The organism is Sphingosinicella sp. LHD-64 (genome assembly GCF_031157375.1).
Lineage (GTDB): Bacteria > Pseudomonadota > Alphaproteobacteria > Sphingomonadales > Sphingomonadaceae > Allosphingosinicella.
The window spans coordinates 1,180,466-1,200,224 of record NZ_JAVIFV010000001.1; the positions used below are offsets into that span (position 1 = coordinate 1,180,466).

Genomic DNA, 19,759 nt, shown 5'->3' on the forward strand with positions numbered 1-19,759 from the left:
GCCCATAGCTTGTCCCTATGGTCGCCCGCGCGCTTGTGATGCGACGCGCGGGCCAGACCGCCGCTAAGCTGATGCGTCATGCCGGGAGACTGTCGCCGATGCTCAACCGCCGCTCGTTCCTGCTTGGCTCGACCGCGACGATGGCGCTCCTCTCCGCCGCCGGCCGCGCGCAACCGGCGATCATGTCGCGCACGCAGCAGGTAGGCGCCACAGGTCTGTCGGCGCCGATCGAGATCGTCGACGACCCCTATGGCGTCCCGCACATCCGGGCGCAGTCGATCCCCGATGCCTATTTCGGCCAGGGCTATGTCGTCGCGCGCGACCGGCTGTTCCAGATCGACCTCGATCACCGTCGCGAGCTCGGACGGCTGGCCGAAGCCTTCGGCGCCGGATTCGCCGAGCATGACGCCGTGGCGCGGCTGTTCCTGTTCCGGGGGGATCTCGACGCGGAGCTGGCCCGTATCCCCGACAACATCCTCGCCTGCGCCCGTGCGTATGTGGCGGGAATCAACGCCCGGATCGACGAGGTGACGGCCGACCCGACCCTGTTGCCGCTGGAATATGGCATCCTCGGCGTCAGCCCGTTGAAATGGGACCTCAGGGACATGGTGCTGGCGCGCGGCAGCGGGTTCGGCAACGTCGGGGACGCGGTGCGCCGCGCCCGCCTCGCCGGCTTGGGCCTGCTCGAGCTCGACGCAGTGATGGCACCGCTCCGTCCGGCCTGGGATCTGCGCGTGCCCGAAGGGCTCGACGCGGCGGCGGTGTCGGAGGCCGACCTTGGCGTCCTGCGCCTCGGCAGCCTGCCGTTTGCCTCTCTCGCCCCCTCCCCGCCTCCCACCAACGACCGCGGCGAGGCCGGCAGCAACGCCTGGACCGTCGCGCCGTCGCGCAGCGCGACGGGGCGGCCGATCCTCGCCAACGATCCGCATCTCGGCATCGGCGGCTTCGGCCCGCGCCATGTCGCGCACCTCACCGCGCCGGGGCTGGACGTGATCGGCGGCGGCTCGCCCGGGCTGCCGGGGATCATGCAGGGCCACACCGACCGCTTCGCCTTCGGCCGCACCAATTTCCATATCGACCAGGAGGACCTGTTCGTCCTGGAGCTGCATCCGGATGATCCGGAACGCTACCGCCACGGCGACGGGTGGCGGGCGTTCGAGCGGGCCGAGGTGTCGATCCCGATCAAGGACGCGGCGCCGCATGCCGCCACGCTTCGCTACAGCGTGCAGGGACCGGTGATCTCCCACGATCCCGCACGGCGCCGGGCCACCGCGCTGGCCGCGATCGAGCTGCAGCCGGGCGCGAGCGGCGCCTTCGCGATGATCGCGATCAATCTGGCGCGGGACTGGGAGAGCCTGCGGGAGGCCGCGTTCCGCTTCCACCCCTCGCCGACCAACTTCCACTATGCCGACGTCGACGGGAACCATGGCTGGCAGGTGATCGGCTTCGCGCCGGTCCGGCGCGCCGGCGACGGGCTGATGCCGGTGCCGGGCGACGGGCGCTACGACTGGACCGGGATGCGCGACTTCCGGTCGCTGCCCAGCGAATACAATCCTGCCAGGGGCTGGTTCGCCTCGGCCAACCAGAACAACCTGCCGCCGGATTGGCCGCGCGACCGCATCCCGGCCTTCTCGTTCCGCGATCCCTATCGCTACGAGCGGATCGTCGATGTGCTTTCCGCCCAGCCGCGCCACACGCTCGCCGACAGCATCTCGCTGATCCACGACACGCTCTCGACGCCGGCGCGGCAGCTGGTCGCGCTGCTCCCTGAGCGGGCCTCGGCGGAGGCGGCGCCGGCGCTGGCGATGCTGCGCGGCTGGGACGGGCGGCTCGATGCCGACAGCGGGCCGGCGGCGCTCTTCCAGCTGCTCTGGCGGGAACTCGGCAGGCGCATGCTGGCCGTGATCGTGCCGGAGCGGGCGCGCGAACTGGTCGACGAGATCGCGCCGTCGGTGCTGCTCGGCCTGCTCGCCACGCCCGACACGCGGCTCGGTCCCAACCCCGCCGCGGCGCGCGACGCGATGGTCGACGCCGCCCTCGTCGCTGCCTGGACCCAGGCACAGGAAGCGCTCGGGCCGAACCCCACCGCCTGGCGCTGGGGGACGCTGCACCGGGTCAACATCCGCCATCCGCTGCACCGCATCCCGGCCATCGCCGCCGCCTTCCCGCCTATCGAGGGCGAGGGATCGGGCGGCGATTCCTACACCCCGATGGCCCGCTGGGTCCGCGGCGGCGGGTGGAGCGTCAGCGGCGGGGCGAGCTACCTGCAGGTGATCGACGTCGGCGGGTGGGACAATTCGGTGTTCCTGAACCTCCCCGGCAATGCCAACGACCCCCGCTCACCCCATTACCGCGACCTCTATGCCCCATGGATCAACGGCGCGATGCAGCCGCTGCTGTTCAGCCGGGCCGCGGTCGACGCCCGGGCGACGGGCCGCACTGTCCTCAACCCGGCAAGCTGACCTCACCGCGCCCGTCCCCGCGCGCTGACCGGCCACAGGTCGACCAGCGTCTCGCCGCGCACGACATGGTAGGTGTCGTAGAGATTGACCGTCGGATCGCAGTGCGGGACGGTCAGCGTCACCGGATCGCCCGGGGCCAGCGCGTCGCCGATGCCGGGGCTGACCAGCGCGCCATGTTCGTCGCCCATAAACCGGAACTGCGCATCGGGCGGCGTCCCGCGCCGGACGATCGCGGTCCCGCCATCGGTGGAGAGCGACTTGTAGCCGGCATCGATCGTCACCTGCCCGGCATGGTTGGCGCTCACCACCCGCGCGTCGACGCCGAGCGCGGTCTCGAACGGCGGCGACGGGCCGTCGGCGAGGTCGCAGTCGAGATACTGCGTGTCCATGAAGATGTAGGAGCCGGCCTGCAGCTCGGTGAACACGCCCAGCGCCAGATCGATGCGGTGCGTGCCCGTCCCGCCGCCGGTCACGATGTCCGGCACGAAGCCGGTATCGGCCAGCGCGGCGATCACCTCCCCGAGGTAGCGGGTGCGCTCCCCGATCGCGGCGCGGCGGTCGGCGAAGCCGGCAATATGCTGCTGCGACCCGCAATAATATTGGACGCCGCGATAGCGGAGGCGCGGCGCCGCTTCGATCGCGCGGGCCAGCGCCACGGCCTCGGTGGCGGAAGCGACGCCGGTCCGGTGCGCGCCGGGATCCACGTCGATGAGGACGTCGAGCGTCGCCCCGGCCCCGGCCAGCGCGCGGTCGATCGCCGCGACCACGGCGGGATGATCGACCACCGTCATCAGCCCCGGCGAACGCGCCGCCAGCGCCGCCAACCGCTCGATCGCAACAGGCGCGGCGACCGGCGAGGTGATCAGCAGGTTCGCGATGCCGCCGTCGGCCAGCGCCTCCGCCTCGCCGATCTTCGCACAGCACAGGCCCACCGCGCCGGCGGCGACCTGGCGGCGGGCGATGTCGACGCTCTTGTGGGTCTTGGCATGCGGCCGGAGCGCCACATCGTGCGCCGCCATCAGCGCCGCCATCGCCGCGATGTTGCGGTCGAGCGCGTCGAGATCGAGCACCAGCACCGGCGTGTTGAGCGCCGCGCGCGAGCCCTGCTGCCCGATCAGGTGCGCGTGGAGCTCGTGATCCGTCACCGCGCCAGCGCTTCGCACAGCGCGTCCGTCGCCCGCGCGATCCGGGCGTCGGCGCTCTCGCCGCCGCGTTCCCGCGCGGGTTCGGTGTTGAAGGCGAGCAGGCTGCCGGCGCGCTGGTCCGGACAGAGGCTGAGATAGGCGCGAAAGCCGTTCTGGTCGCCGCTGTGGCCGACCAGCCGGACCGGTCCGCGCTGGCCGACGAAGAAATTGAGCCCGCTGTGCGTGGCGCCCGGCCGCCGCCCCTCGGTCGAGTCGCCTTCGAGCGCGATCACCGGCCGCCACATCTCCTCGAGCGAGGACCGCCGGAGCACGAGGTCGTAGTCCGCCGCCCGGGCCGGATCGCCGATCAGGAAGGCGAGGTAGCGCGCCATGTCGGTCATCGGCGCGTTGAGGCCGCCGTTCGAGACGGTGACGCCGGTATCGACGTCGAACGGCGCCGCCGTCCGCCGGCCATCGCGGATATAGTAGCTGTGCGCACGGTGCCGCAGCAGGTGCGGCGGGGTCCGGTCGAAATAGCTGGCGTGCATGCCGAGCGGGCGCAGGATGTTCTTGTCGACATAGACCTCGAAATCCTCGCCGCTCAGCCGCTCGATCACCTGCCCCAGATAGACGATGCCGGGATTGGAATAGCTGTAGCGCGAGCCCGGCGCGAACTGCACCTCCGTGTAAGGCAGCATCGCCGCCAGCTGCTCCCAGCCCGGCGGCTCGAACGGCTGCCATTCCTGGTCCCGCCACGGCCAGGTGCCGCCGCGAAAGCCGGCGCTGTGGCTCATCAGCTGGCGGATCGTGATCGCCTCCATCGGGCCGAACGGATTGTGCACCCGGGCGAGCTCGGGGACGTAGCGGACGACGGGATCGTCGAGCGAGAGCAGGCCGCGGTCGCGCAGCTGCAGGATCGCGATGCCCGTCATCGTCTTGGTGATCGACGCCCAGTGGTAAATGGTATCGGCATCGACCGGGACGTTCGCGTCGACGTCCTGAAGCCCGAAATGATCGGCGGCGACGGTGCGGCCGTCGCGGACGAACGTGAAGCTGCTCCCGGCGATATTCGCGCGGCGCACCTCGGCGCGGTGAAGCTGGCGGAATTCGGCGAGCGCGGCGTCGAAGGCGGGCTCCTGTGCATCCTGCGCGGCGACCGCAGGGCCGGCGGCCAGCACGGCGGCGATGAGGGCGACGAACCGGCGCGTCATGGTTTGCTCTCCTCCCTCTCCACTTCCGCCGCCACGCTAGCCGCCCGGATCACCCGGCGCGAGGCGCAAAAGTTGGGCGGGGTATGCCTTTGGCGTCGGGGTGAAGTTTCAGCCCTTCTCGCCCTTTGCCCGCTCGCCCTCCCACTGTACCAGCGCTGCCGGCTTCTCAGCCCCGGCCAAGCTCCAGTGCGGCTCGCCCTCGACGAACGGCACGAACTCCTCAAGCGTCACCGCCGGCACCAGCTCGCCGCGATAATCCTCCGAGCGCACGAAGCTCTCGTCCGGATCGTCCGCTGCGGCATCCGCTGCCGCCAACCCGCCTTCGGCATAAGCCGCCTCGGCCGCCCGCGCCCGCGCCGCGCACGCCTCCAGCGCCGCCGCGATCGCCGCCTCGGCCTCGGCATCGAGCGCCACCCCCGCAAAGCCGTTCAGCACCCCCGCCGTCGCATCGTCCCGTGCCGCCATATCGCCGCCGCCCGGCACACCGCTGATCACAGTCCGCACCGTCATCGTCGAAGCTTCGGCGCCAACCAATCCTCCCCCAGATTTCTGGGGGAGGGGGACCGCCGAAGGCGGTGGAGGGGCCCCTTCCGAAGGTGCCGCAACAGCCCCCGCGCTCGCCCGCGTCGAAAAATAATTGATCGTCGTCCGCTTGCCCTCCGCATCCTGCCCGTAGTGGCGCAGGCAGAACATCAGCAGCGCGTCGTTGCGTTTCCTGCGGAACCCCATCAGCTTGCCGGCGACGAAGACGGGCACGAGCTGCCCCTCGATCGCCCGCTCGAAGGCGATGTCCTTCAATCGCTTCAGCCCGAAATCGAGCGCCGCGTCCCACGCCCGCCGGAATTCCTCCGCCCCCGGCGCCCGCCGCAGCGCATAGCAATTGGCCTGGCTCATATTGACCATGGCCGCCGCGCGCGTGACGCACCCGGTATCGGCCAGCGCCTCGATGAACGCCTTCTGCCGCTCCGGCGTCCAGCCGTCATGGCGATAGCGGCGAGGTACCGGCGCAAATTCTGGCAGGGGTGGGCGCGTAGCGACCTCCCCTCCCTGCGCCGGTACCGCCGGGCTTCCGAGCGCAGCCATGCCGGGGGCATGGCGAGCACCGGAAGGATGAAGTCGCTCCTCCTGAACCGCGCGCAGCGCGGCACCTTTCTTGCGCATGAGCTGGCCTCCTTGAGCCGAGGTGAATCGATCAGCTTATGTCTCAAAAGGGGGGCTGTAGGAAAGGGTTTTGTTCCTGGTTTGTACCGAGCGCCCGAGCGCAGCGACGCCAGCTGCGAAGTAGCCACCGGAGTAGCGTGAAGAGAACGCGAGAGCCGGCCAGCCTGCGGCCTGAGCGAAGCGAGGGGGCGACACAGGGATGACGTCACGGGATTCACGCCCGTGATGTCACCTCGTCCGCGATACACCCATCCGTATAGTTCAGCCGTCGGGCAGTCGATCCGAAAGCTAGACACGACAGTAGGCTCTATTCGTCCTCGTTTCCGGCCGAAGCGACCAAGTCGGCTACGATCTGATCGGCGGGCCGCAATGTTACCTGTTCCTCAGGGTCTCCAGAGAGGCGATACGCCCGAAAATGATGCTGGGTGCCTGCTCCCGGGTTTGGCAGTTTACGCGTCTCAAGCGTGTTGGTCCGCAGGTCGAAGCTGTAAGCGACTACGACCTCGTCAACCTCTTGGCGGGTGAATGCACCTACTTGGACAAAGTCGGCCCCTACGTCCTCGTCTGCTGGCACAATCAAGGTACGGCGATGGGCAGTGCCTTGGACAAGGGCAAAAGGCGTGGGCGCGACATACATCTTCCTGTCCCGCACGAGGATGTCACCGTAGCTGCCAAATCCGCGAAAGCTTTTATTCAGGTGCACGTAGGCGTTGTCGGCATTGAGCAAGCTGCCGTGGCAAAGCACTAGGTCCAGCACAGGATAGGAGTTGCCATCAGGCTTCGCAGGGTAGCGACCGAAAACATAGTACACCTGCCGACCATTGTGCTCGCCGCTAGGCACTTGGCTGTTACAGTCATAGTTTGCCTCGCGGCCGGGATACGCAAGTCCTTTGAGTTCATATCCCTCGTGGGCCTGAACCAGGCGGAAGTCAGAATAAGTGTTGCGTCCGGGCGCGTCGAAGTTGAGGCCAACCTTCTCAAGCTGACGCTTGAACCAGTTTTGAAAATGAAACTCCTTGTCGGCGACACCCTCGCGCCGGATCAGCTCACCGTCACGGATGGCCTCAACACAGTGCCTAAAGATGGTTGGCGCGATACTCACATCAAATCCTTGCTTGATGATTGGCATGAAGGTGCTCGATACCTTCGTCAATCTTCCCAAAGGCGTCTTCCAAGCGTTCCAAAGCTGATGCTGTCGAGCTGTAATATGACAGGTGACGAAGCGTTTGAGCCATAGCGACCACTCGAATGTCGTTGCGACTCAGCCTTCGGCCAGCCCTCGTAAACCTATCTACCTGTGCGATAACATCCGGTGATACGAGGCTCCACAGGTCGCCTTCGGGGTCGACCTGACTAACGGCAGTCCGCTTTCGGCAGACCATGATAACGTCCAGATCGATAGGCTCCTTCGCTTGGTTCTTTGGCATGGCGACCGACATCTCTGACTTGATCGGTTGCACGGCGGAAACCCAAAAACCAGCCTCCATGATTGCTGCCAAGATCGACCGCCACCCATCCTGCCGCGAGTGGTGATACGAGAAGGCCAAGAGCCCATCATCTTTCAGCACCCTATGGGCCTCGGCAAAGACCTTCCCAAGCTTGGTCGTGAAAGCTTGAACGTCGCTGTCCTGAACCTCACTAGCTGACCGGGTCGAGCCTTGGCTGACGTTCGGTCCATGTCCAAGGGTGTGCCGCTGCCAGACATGGAAGAAATCAGCCAACTCCGAATAGTGTACATTGTCGAAAAAAGGAGGATCTGTGATAACTGCGTCCACGCTCCCTGTGAGCAAGTCCGTATCGGCAGAGTTACCGCAGGAAAGATATACTCGCCGGCGCGGCTGAAAGTCGGCATAGGAAGTGGAGACGGTGTGACCTAGCGGTTCAGATAGACCGTAGATCTTCTTCGCGACTGTCCTCCCTTTCTCCTTCTCAAGCCTTAACTCAAATGGCTCATCAGCGTAGTCCAACGCTCGGCGAAGGCGACCCTCAAAGAGTGTCGAAAAGGACCCTGAGCTCTTGGGCGTTCCCCAAAGATTTGCCTCGAGCGGCACTCTTTCGGGCTTAAGAATGTGGTGAGCGAACATATGGCGGACTGCGCCCGTGCCCTCACCCTTATAGGAAGCGAACATGTTGTTGAACTCAAGCGTACCAGAAAGAAGGCACGTAAAAAGGTCCCGCAGCACCGGGTCATCTATCGTCCCGACACGCGCACTCAGCATCGATATGCAAAGCAACTGCCGGGCATTGAACATCTGATACCAATGCCGGTAATTGTATCCGAGCGCCTGGTTGGTGTTGTAGCCGGGCTCAATGCTATCGAGCGGGTAGGCGTGCGGTCTTGCGGCCAACGCCTCTTCCGCCTCTTTAAAGATCGCCACATCCTCCGCTGTCGCAGGAAGGTAAATTTTGCGGCCTTGCGGCGTCAGGGCCAACTTTGCGTACAGCCGATGGCTCGGCGGTAGGTCGCTCTGGCGCACCTCTTTAGCTATTGAGAACTCGTGCTGGCAGCTATTGCAGCGCGCGTGCTGACCCTTTGCAGGTCCGTCCTGAGGATTGAAAGTCAGGCGACAAGTCTCACAGGTCGTTTCAGTAGCATCATAGCGTGTGGCACTGATGCCGCCACATCCCGGACAGACTGCCTGCGCATCCGGATGACGCTTTGGATAAGCATGACGCGCGAACACATATGTGGAGAACAGATCAACGTGCTGCGAGCAGGAAGGGCAGCCAACGGTCTTCACCCAGAAGTAGTACAACACCTCGCCCTGCCCGCCCCCGGGGAGGGTGGTCCGATAGTAATGGCGAAGTGACTGCCAGACGTCGCGTTTAACCTCATCAAAAGTCCGTAGGACGGCGGCTCGATCATGCACCGCCATCGCGTTGCGCACCAGGAAGTATGCGACCGGATTGATGTCACGCCCGATCGCGCGAGCCCCCAGCTTCAGCGCCTCCCCTATGGTTGTGCCGGACCCCATGAATGGGTCAAAGATCATCGCATCAGGAATGCGGACAGGTTCGTAGAACAACCTCAGGACGTCACTCCCCTTGGGCGCGAACGCTCCGATAATGATCGCTCGAAAGACCGTCCCTAGTCTCTGAGCCCACCACTTGTGTATGTGATAGATTGGGCGATTAATCTCCTTACGCCAGCTCTCGACCTCAGCAATCTCGCTTATGCGCTCGAATGGAAAGCCTGCGTCCTCCAGAGCCGTTGGTTTAGCGCCAGGTGTCAGCAGGATCGCAGTACGATCTCCCAGAGGCAGTTGGGGCTCGTGCGTTTGAAGAGCGTTGTTGGCGAGTGGCGCGTAGGTTCCAAGCATTTTCAGCGAGTTGAGCACGTGGGAGGGTGGCGTCGCAAGCCCCTGCTCCCAAACGCGGACGGTTTGCTGAGAGACGCGAAACTCCCGTGCAATTTCTTCGACCGAGAGGCCCGCAGAAGCCCGACATTCAGAAAATGACATAGGCCCTTCTGGGGCGGCCTGCAGCGGCTTTCAAGTACCGCGTCTCTAGGCCGCTTCCGCCTTCCGGCTCTGTCTCTTCCGCTCGTGCGGGTCGAGATACCGCTTCCTGATTCGCACCACCTTCGGCGTCACCTCGACCAGCTCGTCGTCCTGGATGTAGGCGATCGCCTGTTCCAAGGTCATGCGCTTGGGCGGGGTGAGGCGGATGCCTTCGTCCTTGCCGCTGGCGCGGAAGTTGGTGAGCTGTTTGGACTTGAGCGGGTTCACCTCGAGGTCCTGGGGCTTGGCGTTCTCGCCGATGACCATGCCTTCGTAGAGCCTGTCGCCCGGCGAGATGAACAGGATGCCGCGCTCCTCCAGCGCGTTCAGCGCGTAGGCGACGGCCTCGCCCTGCTCCATCGAGATGAGGACGCCGTTCTGGCGGCCGGTGATCGGGCCCTTGTACGGCCCGTATTTCTCGAACAGCCGGTTCATGATGCCGGTGCCGCGCGTGTCGGACAGGAACTCGCCATGATAGCCGATCAGGCCGCGCGAGGGGGCGCTGAAGGTGAGGCGGGTCTTGCCGCCGCCCGAGGGGCGCATGTCGGTCATCTCCGCCTTGCGGAGCGCCATCTTCTCGACCACCGTGCCCGAATGCTCGTCGTCGACGTCGATGACGACCGTCTCATAGGGCTCCTCGCGCCCTGACGGGCCGTCGCGGAAGAGGACGCGGGGGCGGCTGATCGAGAGCTCGAAGCCTTCGCGACGCATCGTCTCGATCAGCACGCCGAGCTGGAGCTCGCCGCGGCCGGCGACCTCGAACGCGTCATTGTCGTGGGCGGCGGTGACGCGGATCGCGACATTGGTCTCCGCCTCGCGCTCCAGCCGGTCGCGGATGACGCGGCTCTGCACCTTGTCGCCGTCCTTGCCGGCATAAGGGCTGTCGTTGACCGCGAAGCTCATCGCCAGCGTCGGCGGATCGATCGGGCGGGCGGCGACCGGGGTGGTGACGCCGGGCGCGGCGATGGTGTTGGAGACGGTGGCTTTCGTCAGGCCGGCTATGGCGATGATGTCGCCCGCCTGGGCGCTGTCGACGGGGACGCGCTCGAGGCCGCGGAAGGCGAACATCTTGGTCGCGCGGCCGGCCTCGACCGGGTTGCCGTCGACGTCGATGGCGTGGATCGGGGCGTTGACGTCGAGGCGGCCGCTTTCCACGCGGCCGGTGAGGATGCGGCCGAGGAACGGATCGCGGTCGAGCAGGGTGGCGAGCATCCTGAACTCGCCCTCGGTGTCGAGGCCCGGCTCGGGGATGTGGCTGACGATGGTCTCGAACAAAGGCGTCAGGTCGCCCGCGCGGACGTCGTCGGTGCGGCCCGCATAGCCGGCGCGGCCGCTGGCGTAGAGGGTCGGGAAATCGAGCTGCTCGTCATTGGCGTCGAGGCTGAGGAAGAGCTCGAAACATTCGTCGAGCACCTCGGCGGGGCGGGCGTCGGGCCGGTCGATCTTGTTGACGACGACGATGGGCTTGAGGCCGAGCGCGAGCGCCTTGCCGGTGACGAACTTGGTCTGCGGCATCGGGCCTTCGGCGGCGTCGACGAGCAGGATGACGCCGTCGACCATCGAGAGAATGCGCTCCACCTCGGCGCCGAAATCGGCGTGGCCGGGCGTGTCGACGATGTTGATCCGGTAATCCTGCCACTCGACCGAGGTGCACTTGGCAAGGATGGTGATCCCGCGCTCCTTTTCGAGGTCGTTCGAATCCATCGCCCGCTCCTCCACGCGCTGGTTGTCGCGGAAGGTGCCGGACTGGCGAAACAGCTGGTCGACAAGGGTCGTCTTGCCGTGATCGACGTGGGCGATGATCGCCACGTTGCGAAGGCTCATCTTCGTATAACTCGCGCGGGAGGTGAAATGTGCCCGCGCCCATAGCGGAAGTGCTGCGCTGCAACAAGGGCGTGCGGCGGATGCGGGCCAAAGAAAAGCGCCCCGGCGTGGGGCCGGGGCGCTTTCCGTGAGACGATCCCCGCCGGCTAGGTGAGGATGATGTCGGCGCTGGTCAGGCTGGTGTTGACCTCGATCATGAAGTCGCTGATGCCGTCGCCGTTGACGTCGCCGGACAGGTAGAAGTCGCCGAACTGCGAGTAGCCGCGCAGCTCCGCGCCGCCCGTCCCGCTGAACGCGCCCGACCCGACCCAGGTGAAGTCGCCCAGCGCGCTCACGTCGATCTTGTCGGCGCCGCGGCGGAAATCGGCGATGACATCGAGGCCGCCCTGATCGGCGATGATGAAGATGTCGTTGCCGTTGCCGCCGAGCAGCGTGTCGTTGCCCGTCCCGCCGTTCAGCTTGTCGTCGCCATTGCCGCCCTCGAGGCGGTCGATGCCGGCGCCGCCGTTCAGCACGTCGGCTTCGTTGCCGCCGCGCAGCAGATCGGCGCCGTCGCCGCCGGCCAGCGTGTCGGCGCCGTTGCCGCCGTCGAGCGTGTCGTCGCCGAGACCGCCGTCGAGCGTGTCGTTGCCGTTGCCGCCGGACAGCGTGTCGTTGCCGTCGAGGCCCCACAGCCCGTCATTGGCATTGCCGCCGAGGAGCGTGTCGGCGAACTTGCTGCCTTCGAGCTGCTCGATGCTGATGTAGCGGTCGCCCGCGGCCTCGCCGCCGGTGCCCGACTTGCTGGCGAGCGACGCGGTCACGCCGGACAGGGCCGAGCGGTAGCTGGCCGTGTCGACGCCGTCGCCGCCGTTCAGCACGTTGGCGACCGAGTTGCTGACCAGCACGTCGTTGCCCGAACCGCCGACGGCATTCTCGATATAGGTGCCGTAGGCGATGCCGACATTGTCGGTGAGCCGGCCGAGGAAGGTCGGGTTGTTCGCGAACGCGTTCATGTTGGCGGTGTAGGTGGCGAGCGAGACCGGCGCATAGCCGAACGCCGCGCGGTTGGCGTTCACCTGTTCGAACGTCGGCCGGTCCTCGTAGAGGATACCGCCGATGCTGCTGAGCGCGCCCGGCGTCAGGTCGATCAGCTGATTGACCTTGTAGCCCGAGGCGTCGAGCGTGTCGTTGCCGCCGGCGTCATAGATGGCGATGGTCGGCCAGGCATTCTTGGTGAAGTCAAACACGTCCTTGCCGGCATTGCTGTTGAAGCCGTAAGTCGTGTTGCCGGTCCGCGTCGTGGGATCCGCGCCGTACATCCACTGGATGGTGGCGATATCGTGGATCATCGGCGTACCGCCATAGGCGATCGCGCCCAGATCCCAGTTGAAGTCGCGGGCGCCGACGTCGCGCGGATTCCAGTAGGACATGATCGAATAGTTGCGCGCGTCCTGGAAATATTCCGCGCCGTTGGCGTAGGTGACCGAGAATCCCGGGCCGAAATTATAGGCACCCGGATGGCTGAGGCCGAGCGCGTGCCCGATCTCGTGGGTCAGCGTATTCATGCCATAGCCGTTGGGCAGGAACTGGAAATTGCTCGCCTGCGACGCACCGACGAACACGTCGCCGGTCAGCTCGTCGAACGGCGGAGCATAATTGTACGGCAGATAGGCATAGGCCTGAGTGTTGGGCGACGCCGTCAGGTTCGCAAAGTTGATGTCCGCGTCCCCAGGCGCGGTCTCGACGAAGGTCGGCGCCATCAGGTCATCCCAAAAGTCGACGGCTTCGCGGGCCGCGGCACGCTGCGCATCGGTGAAAGCGGCGAACTGGGCCGCCTCGCCGCGGCCGCCGCCGCCCGGCAGGAAGAACGGAATGGCGTTGATCGACTCCTGGGTGTGGAAGCCGAAGCGGAACTCCATCGCGTCGCCGCTCTTCAGGATTTCCTTGTAGCTGTCCAAGCTGCCGTCCTGCCAGCCCGGCCGGATGTCCACGCCCGGATTGGGAGCCTGGTTCGAACGATTGAGGTTCGAGATGACCTGATCGAGAGTCCACACCGGCTTGCCATTGATCGTGCCACCCTGCCCGTCGACATTGGCCGAAAGCGGATCGAGGCCGAGCAGATGATGGACGTCGCCAGCAAGACTGATCTCGTCGAGGCTGATCCCCGGAAAATCGTCGTCGGCGCCTTCAAATTCGGTTGCGTAATAACTTGGCATTCACCGTCTCCCCCAAGTTCATGAGCCTGCCGGATCGAGCGGCCGCGAACGCCGCCTCCCGAGCCATGGCAGGGTCTCGGACAATGCGGTCCCCAGGGCCGCGTCCAGGGCCTCGTTCAAGGCGCCTGAATTCTGAAGCGTCGCCGCGCGCGGGGCGGCGCCGTAAAGCACGGTCGTCTGCTCCGCGGCGGCGCGGAACGGACGGATGGTGAAGGCGACGAGTTGGCCGCCGGGCACGGGCTCGGCCGAGGCATGGACGAGCAGCGTCACCGTGCCCGGCGCCAGGATCGCGGGATCGCCGATCGGAATGATGTCGAGCGGGGCCGGTGCGCCGGGCATCGCCAGCGAGCGCACGCGATCGCAGATCGACGCCTGGAGGGCCTGCCGCAGGTCGCTCTGCGCGGCGGCGACGACGCATTGCACGCCGATCCGCGACACATCCTGCCAGATCTGGAGCGGAGTGGCGGCGGCCGCAGGGCTCACGCCCGCGCCCGCCGCGGCCAGCGGCAGAATCGCCTTCGGTGCAATGCGAGCCAGCCCACCCAGCAAGAAATGCCTTCCCCGTGTGAGGCCTTCGCCCCGTCATTTTTGTTTTTCAGAGATGAATCCGGTTGGCGCGGACGCGCTCGAATCCAGCCCGAGAGAACGAGACTGAAACGGAATTCCGGCCTTGTCAAAGCAAAGTTAACAGCCCGGCAAATCTTGACTTTCCCGTTTCGAGACAGTGTGCGGCAAGGACGTTACCGTGTCACGCGCTCCAGGATTTCGGTGCCCCGCGCCAGGGCGCGGCGCTCATAGTCGGTGAGCGCATGGAGGCGGTCGACCAGCGCGCGCACGCGGCGCTCGCGCCCCTCCTCCAGCAACTGACGACCGGCCCCAGTCGCGGAGATGCGAACGCTGCGCCGGTTGGCCGGATCGGTCTCGCGACTGACCAGTCCCTTGCCCACCAGCGCGTCGACGATCCGGCTCATCGTCGGCGGCCGGACCTGCTCCGCCGCGGCCAGGTCGCCGAGCGAGAGCGGGCCGGCGAACACCACCACCGACAGCGCCGACAGGCGCGGTGCCGACAGGCCGCTGCCGTCGTCCTCCCGCCGCAACGTGCGCAGCAGCCGGATCGATGCGGAATGCAGCCGGCCCGCGATATCCCTCAGCTCGTCCTCGATCGTGTTTACACCTACAGTTAGCTATGCTAATAATTAGTTCAGATGAATTGTTAGCATAGGATGGATATCAGAGCCATGCCGCTGACTCCCTCGCATATCGCCCAGGTCGCCATTCCCGTTCGCGACACCGACCGCGCCCGGACCTTCTATCGCGACACGCTGGGGCTCGCCCATCTCTTCGATGCGCCGCCCGGCCTCGCCTTCTTCCAGTGCGGCCAGACCCGCCTGATGCTGAGCCCGCCGGAGGGCCCGGAGACCGCCGCCGCCTCGATCCTCTATTATGCGGTGCCGGACGCCCGGGCCGCCGAAGCCGAGCTCACGGCCGCGGGCGTGACGTTCGAGCAGGGCGCACATTTCATCGCGCGCGTCGCGGACCGCGACATCTGGCTCGCCATCTGCCGCGACAGCGAAGGCAATCTGGTCGGCCTGATGAGCGAGCAGGAATCGGTCTGACCCCGCTCAAGCGTGTTGCGCCGATACGGCAGCAGGATTAGGCAGCTTTCCGTATACGATTTGGGAGACCGCCTGATGTTGCTCGATCGCCGCACCTTTCTCGCCAGCTCCACCGCCGCACTGGCGCTGACCGCCCTGCCCGCCGGCGCGCAGGCGCCGGCGGCGAACGCCCGCGACGCCGAGCTCGACCGGATCCTGACCGGCTGGTTCGACGCGGACCTGATCGAGAATCCGGCCTTCGCCACCAATCTCGGCCTCGACACCGGCGAACGCGCCGCCCTGCGCGGAAAGCTCGGCGAGGCCTCGCTGGCCGAAGTCGAGCGCGACCGCGCCAAGGCGCGCGAGCGTTACCGGGCAATCCAGGGCTTCAGCCGCGACGGCCTCTCGCCCGACGGCCAGCTCAACTACGACATCGCCGAATTCCGCTGGTCGGTGGCGAACCAGGGCGCCGGCTTCACCTATGGCGGTGCCGGCGGGCGGCCGGCGCCCTATGTGCTGAGCCAGCTCGGCGGCGCCTATTACGGCGTGCCGGACTTCCTCGACACCCAGCATCCGATCCGCAACGCGCAGGATGCGGACTATTATCTTTCGCGGCTGGACGACTTCGCCCGCAACCTCGATCAGGAGGTCGAGCGCGTCCGTCACGACGCCTCGATCGGGGTGACGCCGCCCGATTTCATCATCGACAAGACGATCGGGAGCCTCGAGCGCTTCCGCGCCACGCCGGCGGCGGAGGCGACGCTCGTGCGCTCGATCGTCCGCCGCACCGGCGAGCAGAACATCGCCGGCGACTGGAGTGCGCGGGCGACGGCGATCGTCTCCGGCCCGGTCAACGCTGCGCTCGGCCGGCAGATCGAGGCGCTGCGGGCGATCCGCGCCAATGCGGTGCACGATGCCGGCTGCTGGCGGCTGCCCGAGGGCGAGGCCTATTACCGGCTCGGCATCCGATCGAACACCACCACCGACATGACCGGCGAGGACATCCACCGCACCGGCCTCGAGCAGGTGGCGGAGCTCAACGCCCGGCTGGACGAGCTGTTGAAGGCGCAGGGCTGGACTGAGGGCACGGTCGGCGAGCGGCTCAACCGCACCAACACCGAGGAGCGTTTCCTCTTCCCGAACACCGATGCCGGGCGCGCCGAGCTGCTCGCCTCGTTGAACCGCCAGGTCGAGGAGATCACGCCGCTGCTGCCGCGCGTCTTCAGCACCCTGCCGCGTGCCAGCGTCGAGATCCGGCGCGTGCCGATCGAGATCGAGATCGGCGCGCCCGGCGGCTATTATCAGGGCGCCTCGCTCGACGGGTCACGCCCCGGCGCCTACTATATCAACCTGCGCGACACCCATGAGCGACCGAGCCTCGGCCTGCCCACGCTCTCCTATCACGAGGCGGTGCCGGGCCATCACTTCCAGGTCACGGTCGCGCGCGAGGCGGGGTCGCTGCCGCTCTATCGGCGCACCGGCGGCTTTTCGGCCTATAGCGAGGGCTGGGCGCTCTATGCCGAGCGGGTGGCGGACGAGCTCGGCGTCTACGCGGACGATCCGTGGGGCAAGATCGGCTATCTCCAGTCCTACCTGTTCCGCGCGGTGCGCCTCGTCGTCGATTCCGGCATGCACCACCATCGCTGGAGCCGCGAGCGGGCGATCCAGTATATGATGGAGAACGCCGCCGAGCCCGAGGGCAGCGCGGTACGCGAGATCGAGCGCTATGCCGTCTGGCCGGGCCAGGCCTGCGCCTACAAGATCGGCCAGACGGTGATCGCCAACCTGCGCACCGAGGCGGAGCGGCGGATGGGATCGCGCTTCGACATCAAGGCGTTCCACGACGTCGTGCTGCTCGGCGGCGCGATGCCGCTCACCGTTCTGGAGCGGCGGGTCAGGGCCTGGGAAGCGGCCTGAGGGCTGTCGCCACCGGGGCGCGTCACCCTGAACCTGTCTCAGGGTCCAGCCGGACGCCTCCCGGGAGGTGGGCACCTGGATGCTGAAACAAGTTCAGCATGACGGTTGAGCGACCCCCTCAAGGATGCAGCCACCAGCGCAGCAGGTAGGCGATGCTGCCGATGACCGCGACGCCGGCGAGCCACAGGCCGACGAACCAGGCGAGCTGCTTCGCGCGGATCAATGATAGCCTTCCTCGCCCACCTTGCCGCGGAACACCCAATAGGCCCAGGCGGTGTAGGCGAGGATGACCGGCACCAGCACCGCGGCACCGACCAGCATGAAGAGCTGGCTCGAATAGGGCGCCGCCGCCTCCCAGATCGTCACCCGGCCGGGGATCACGTCCGGCCAGATCGAGATGCCGAGGCCGATGAGCGTGAGCGCGAACAGGCCGAGCGCCGCGGCGAACGGCAGCCAGTCGCGGCCGCGGCGGATCCCTTCCCAGGCGGTCAGCGCGATGCCGCCGAACAGCAGCGGCATGATCGCGGTGACGAGCAGGCCCGGCCACTGGAACCAGCGCTGGTGATACTGCTCCTCGAGGAACGGCGTCGCCAAGCTGACCGCGCCGACGACGAGGAGGAAGGCGGGGAGCAGCCAGGTAGCGTAGCGGCGGGCGTCGTCATGGAGCTGCCCCTCCGTCTTCCAGATCAGCCAGGCGGCCCCGAGCAGGGCATAGGCGACGACGAGCGCGAATCCGGTCAGCAGGCTGAACCCGCTCAGCCATTCCCACCAGCTGCCGGCATAGGCGCGGCCCTCGATCGTGATGCCCTGCAGCAGCGCGCCGAGCGTGATTCCCTGCGCGAAGGTCGCGACCAGCGAGCCGAGGCAGAAGGCGGCGTCCCAATATCTGCGGTGCGCCGGATCGCGCCAGCGGAACTCGAAGGCGACGCCGCGGAAGACGAGGCCGAGCAGCATCGCGATCAGCGGCGCATAGAGCGCCGGCAGGATGATCGCATAAGCGAGCGGGAAGGCGGCGAGGAGGCCGCCACCGCCGAGCACCAGCCAGGTCTCGTTGCCGTCCCAGACCGGCGCGATCGCGTTCATCGCCTGGTCGCGCTCCTTGCCGACCCTGAAGCCGGGGAAGAGGATGCCGATGCCGAGATCGAAGCCGTCCATCAGCACGTACATCGCGACCGCGACGGCGATGATGACGGCCCAGATGACGGTCAGATCGATCATGATCTGACCGTCGCCCCGGCGCAGGCCGGGGCCTCGCGGAGACGGGCCGCGACTTCCTGTCCTGAGATCCCGGCCTGCGCCGGGATGACGAGATAGCTATTCATCGGCACCTCACCTTTCCACCGACGGCGCCGGGGTAATGCCCGCGGTACGGATCGGGCCTTCCTTCTCCACATCGGATTCGCCCTCCGCCGGCGCGTGGCTCATCAGCTTCAGGATGTACCAGGTGCCGGCGGCGAAGCAGGTGAAGTAGACGATGACGAAGGCGATCAGCGAGCCGGTGACGGCCGGGGTCGCGATCGGCGAGACGGCGTCGGCGGTGCGCAGCAGGCCGTAGATCACCCAGGGCTGGCGGCCGACCTCGGTCGTCACCCAGCCGGCGATCACCGCGACGAAGCCGGCCGGGCCCATGACCAGGGCGAAGCGGTGCAGCCAGCGCCAGTCGTAGAGCTTGCGCCGGGTGCGCGCGAGCAGGCTGACGAGGCCGAGGGTCAGCATGAGCACGCCCATGCCGACCATGATCCGGAACGACCAGAAGACGATGCCGACCGGCGGCTGATCCTCGCGCGGCACCGTGTCGAGGCCGGCGAGCGGCGCGTTGAGGTCGTGCTTCAGGATCAGCGAGGAGAGCTTGGGGATCTCGACCGACCAGCGCATCGTCTGCGCATCGGAATCGGGGATGCCGAACAGGATCAGCGGCGCGCCGTCCGGATGGCTCTGGTAATGCCCCTCCATCGCCATGACCTTCGCCGGCTGGTGCTCCAGCGTGTTGAGGCCGTGGAGGTCGCCGACGAACACCTGGACCGGCGCGACGAGGGCCAGCATCCACATCGCCATCGAGAACATCTTGCGGACCTCGGGCGTGTCGCGGCGACCCAGCAGGTGCCAGGCGCCGACGCCGCCCACGACGAGCGCCGTGGTGAGATAGGCCGCGATCACGGTATGGACGAGGCGATAGGGGAAGCTCGGATTGAAGATGATGTCGAGCCAGCTGCCGGCCGGCACGAACTGCCCGACCTCGTTGTAGGCCCAGCCGACCGGCGTCTGCATCCACGAATTGACCGAGAGGATCCAGAAGGCGGAGATCGCGGTGCCGATCGCGACCATCAGGGTCGCGGTGAAGTGCAGGCCCCTTCCCACCCGGTTCATGCCGAACAGCATGACGCCGAGGAAGCCTGCCTCGAGGAAGAAGGCGGTCAGCACCTCATAGGCCATCAGCGGGCCGATCACCGGCCCGGCGCGATCGGAGAAGACCGACCAGTTGGTGCCGAACTGGTAGGACATGACGATGCCCGAGACGACGCCCATCGCGAAGGTGACGGCAAAGATCTTCAGCCAGTATCTGAAGAGGTTGAGATAGGCGTCCTTGCCCGTCTTCAGCCACAGCCCCTCGAGCACCGCGAGATAGGAGGCGAGGCCGATCGAGAAGGCGGGAAAGATGAAGTGGAACGAGACGGTGAACGCGAACTGCAGTCGCGCCAGCAGCAATGCGGTCTCGGCGTCAGTCACCTTCGCCCATCCCTTCGCGCTCTCCCCTAGCCCAATGCCG

At 66.8% G+C, this 19,759-nt stretch carries 15 protein-coding genes; 3 read left to right on the top strand and 12 right to left on the bottom strand.

Going from position 1 to position 19,759, the window contains the following annotated elements; translation table 11 throughout:
- Nucleotides 1-98 precede the first annotated feature (98 nt).
- Entirely contained in the window at nucleotides 99-2,462 is a 2,364-nt protein-coding gene (locus RCO27_RS05735) for a penicillin acylase family protein (protein WP_309001919.1), read from the top strand.
- 2 nt (nucleotides 2,463-2,464) lie between these two features.
- On the opposite strand, the gene RCO27_RS05740 is transcribed toward RCO27_RS05735, so the two are convergent.
- The 9 genes from RCO27_RS05740 to RCO27_RS05780 form a co-directional block, all read right to left on the bottom strand.
- Nucleotides 2,465-3,607: a DSD1 family PLP-dependent enzyme gene (locus RCO27_RS05740; RefSeq protein ID WP_309001673.1), complete on the bottom strand. Its 1,143-nt coding sequence runs from the start codon at nucleotides 3,605-3,607 to the stop codon at nucleotides 2,465-2,467.
- The gene (locus RCO27_RS05745; RefSeq protein ID WP_309001674.1) at nucleotides 3,604-4,797 is read right to left on the bottom strand and encodes a serine hydrolase domain-containing protein; all 1,194 of its coding nucleotides are present in this window, start codon (nucleotides 4,795-4,797) and stop codon (nucleotides 3,604-3,606) included. Before RCO27_RS05745 ends, RCO27_RS05740 begins: the two co-directional genes overlap by 4 nt.
- Before the next feature lie 108 nt (nucleotides 4,798-4,905).
- Nucleotides 4,906-5,958, bottom strand: a complete 1,053-nt coding sequence (locus RCO27_RS05750; protein WP_309001675.1) for a hypothetical protein — start codon at nucleotides 5,956-5,958, stop codon at nucleotides 4,906-4,908.
- A 307-nt stretch (nucleotides 5,959-6,265) separates the two neighbouring features.
- Nucleotides 6,266-7,087, bottom strand: coding sequence for a hypothetical protein (locus RCO27_RS05755; RefSeq protein ID WP_309001676.1), 822 nt, complete (start codon nucleotides 7,085-7,087; stop codon nucleotides 6,266-6,268).
- Nucleotides 7,062-9,419, bottom strand: coding sequence for a DNA methyltransferase (locus tag RCO27_RS05760; RefSeq protein ID WP_309001677.1), 2,358 nt, complete (start codon nucleotides 9,417-9,419; stop codon nucleotides 7,062-7,064). The genes RCO27_RS05755 and RCO27_RS05760 overlap by 26 nt, the downstream gene beginning before the upstream one ends.
- A gap of 45 nt (nucleotides 9,420-9,464) precedes the next feature.
- The gene (gene typA, locus RCO27_RS05765) at nucleotides 9,465-11,282 is read right to left on the bottom strand and encodes a translational GTPase TypA (protein ID WP_309001678.1); all 1,818 of its coding nucleotides are present in this window, start codon (nucleotides 11,280-11,282) and stop codon (nucleotides 9,465-9,467) included.
- Between the two features lie 146 nt (nucleotides 11,283-11,428).
- A complete protein-coding gene (locus tag RCO27_RS05770; RefSeq protein WP_309001679.1) occupies nucleotides 11,429-13,480 on the bottom strand; it encodes a M10 family metallopeptidase C-terminal domain-containing protein in 2,052 nt (683 codons plus the stop codon).
- Nucleotides 13,481-13,498: 18 nt separating this feature from the next.
- A complete protein-coding gene (locus tag RCO27_RS05775; RefSeq protein WP_309001680.1) occupies nucleotides 13,499-13,963 on the bottom strand; it encodes a hypothetical protein in 465 nt (154 codons plus the stop codon).
- 257 nt (nucleotides 13,964-14,220) lie between these two features.
- Nucleotides 14,221-14,577: a MarR family transcriptional regulator gene (locus RCO27_RS05780; protein WP_309001681.1), complete on the bottom strand. Its 357-nt coding sequence runs from the start codon at nucleotides 14,575-14,577 to the stop codon at nucleotides 14,221-14,223.
- 141 nt (nucleotides 14,578-14,718) lie between these two features.
- On the opposite strand from RCO27_RS05780, the gene RCO27_RS05785 reads away from it, so the two are divergent.
- Nucleotides 14,719-15,096, top strand: coding sequence for a VOC family protein (locus RCO27_RS05785; protein ID WP_309001682.1), 378 nt, complete (start codon nucleotides 14,719-14,721; stop codon nucleotides 15,094-15,096).
- A gap of 75 nt (nucleotides 15,097-15,171) precedes the next feature.
- A complete protein-coding gene (locus tag RCO27_RS05790) occupies nucleotides 15,172-16,992 on the top strand; it encodes a DUF885 family protein (protein ID WP_309001683.1) in 1,821 nt (606 codons plus the stop codon).
- Between the two features lie 118 nt (nucleotides 16,993-17,110).
- Here the strand turns inward: RCO27_RS05790 and RCO27_RS05795 are convergent, their stop codons facing one another.
- The 3 genes from RCO27_RS05795 to RCO27_RS05805 all read right to left on the bottom strand — a co-directional run bounded on the left by RCO27_RS05795 (nucleotide 17,111) and on the right by RCO27_RS05805 (nucleotide 19,719).
- Nucleotides 17,111-17,215, bottom strand: coding sequence for a DUF2474 domain-containing protein (locus RCO27_RS05795; RefSeq protein ID WP_309001684.1), 105 nt, complete (start codon nucleotides 17,213-17,215; stop codon nucleotides 17,111-17,113).
- The gene (gene cydB, locus RCO27_RS05800; protein WP_309001685.1) at nucleotides 17,212-18,210 is read right to left on the bottom strand and encodes a cytochrome d ubiquinol oxidase subunit II; all 999 of its coding nucleotides are present in this window, start codon (nucleotides 18,208-18,210) and stop codon (nucleotides 17,212-17,214) included. The genes RCO27_RS05795 and cydB overlap by 4 nt, the downstream gene beginning before the upstream one ends.
- Before the next feature lie 111 nt (nucleotides 18,211-18,321).
- Nucleotides 18,322-19,719: a cytochrome ubiquinol oxidase subunit I gene (locus tag RCO27_RS05805; protein ID WP_309001686.1), complete on the bottom strand. Its 1,398-nt coding sequence runs from the start codon at nucleotides 19,717-19,719 to the stop codon at nucleotides 18,322-18,324.
- Nucleotides 19,720-19,759: the final 40 nt, after the last annotated feature.

Coding starts and splice junctions, on each gene's coding strand:
- RCO27_RS05735 (WP_309001919.1), top strand. CDS start 99: ATGCTCAACCGCCGCTCGTTCCTGCTTGGCTCGACCGCGACGATGGCG.
- RCO27_RS05745 (WP_309001674.1), bottom strand. CDS start 4,797: ATGACGCGCCGGTTCGTCGCCCTCATCGCCGCCGTGCTGGCCGCCGGC.
- RCO27_RS05750 (WP_309001675.1), bottom strand. CDS start 5,958: ATGCGCAAGAAAGGTGCCGCGCTGCGCGCGGTTCAGGAGGAGCGACTT.
- RCO27_RS05755 (WP_309001676.1), bottom strand. CDS start 7,087: ATGCCAATCATCAAGCAAGGATTTGATGTGAGTATCGCGCCAACCATC.
- RCO27_RS05760 (WP_309001677.1), bottom strand. CDS start 9,419: ATGTCATTTTCTGAATGTCGGGCTTCTGCGGGCCTCTCGGTCGAAGAA.
- typA (WP_309001678.1), bottom strand. CDS start 11,282: ATGAGCCTTCGCAACGTGGCGATCATCGCCCACGTCGATCACGGCAAG.
- RCO27_RS05770 (WP_309001679.1), bottom strand. CDS start 13,480: ATGCCAAGTTATTACGCAACCGAATTTGAAGGCGCCGACGACGATTTT.
- RCO27_RS05785 (WP_309001682.1), top strand. CDS start 14,719: ATGCCGCTGACTCCCTCGCATATCGCCCAGGTCGCCATTCCCGTTCGC.
- RCO27_RS05790 (WP_309001683.1), top strand. CDS start 15,172: ATGTTGCTCGATCGCCGCACCTTTCTCGCCAGCTCCACCGCCGCACTG.
- cydB (WP_309001685.1), bottom strand. CDS start 18,210: ATGATCGATCTGACCGTCATCTGGGCCGTCATCATCGCCGTCGCGGTC.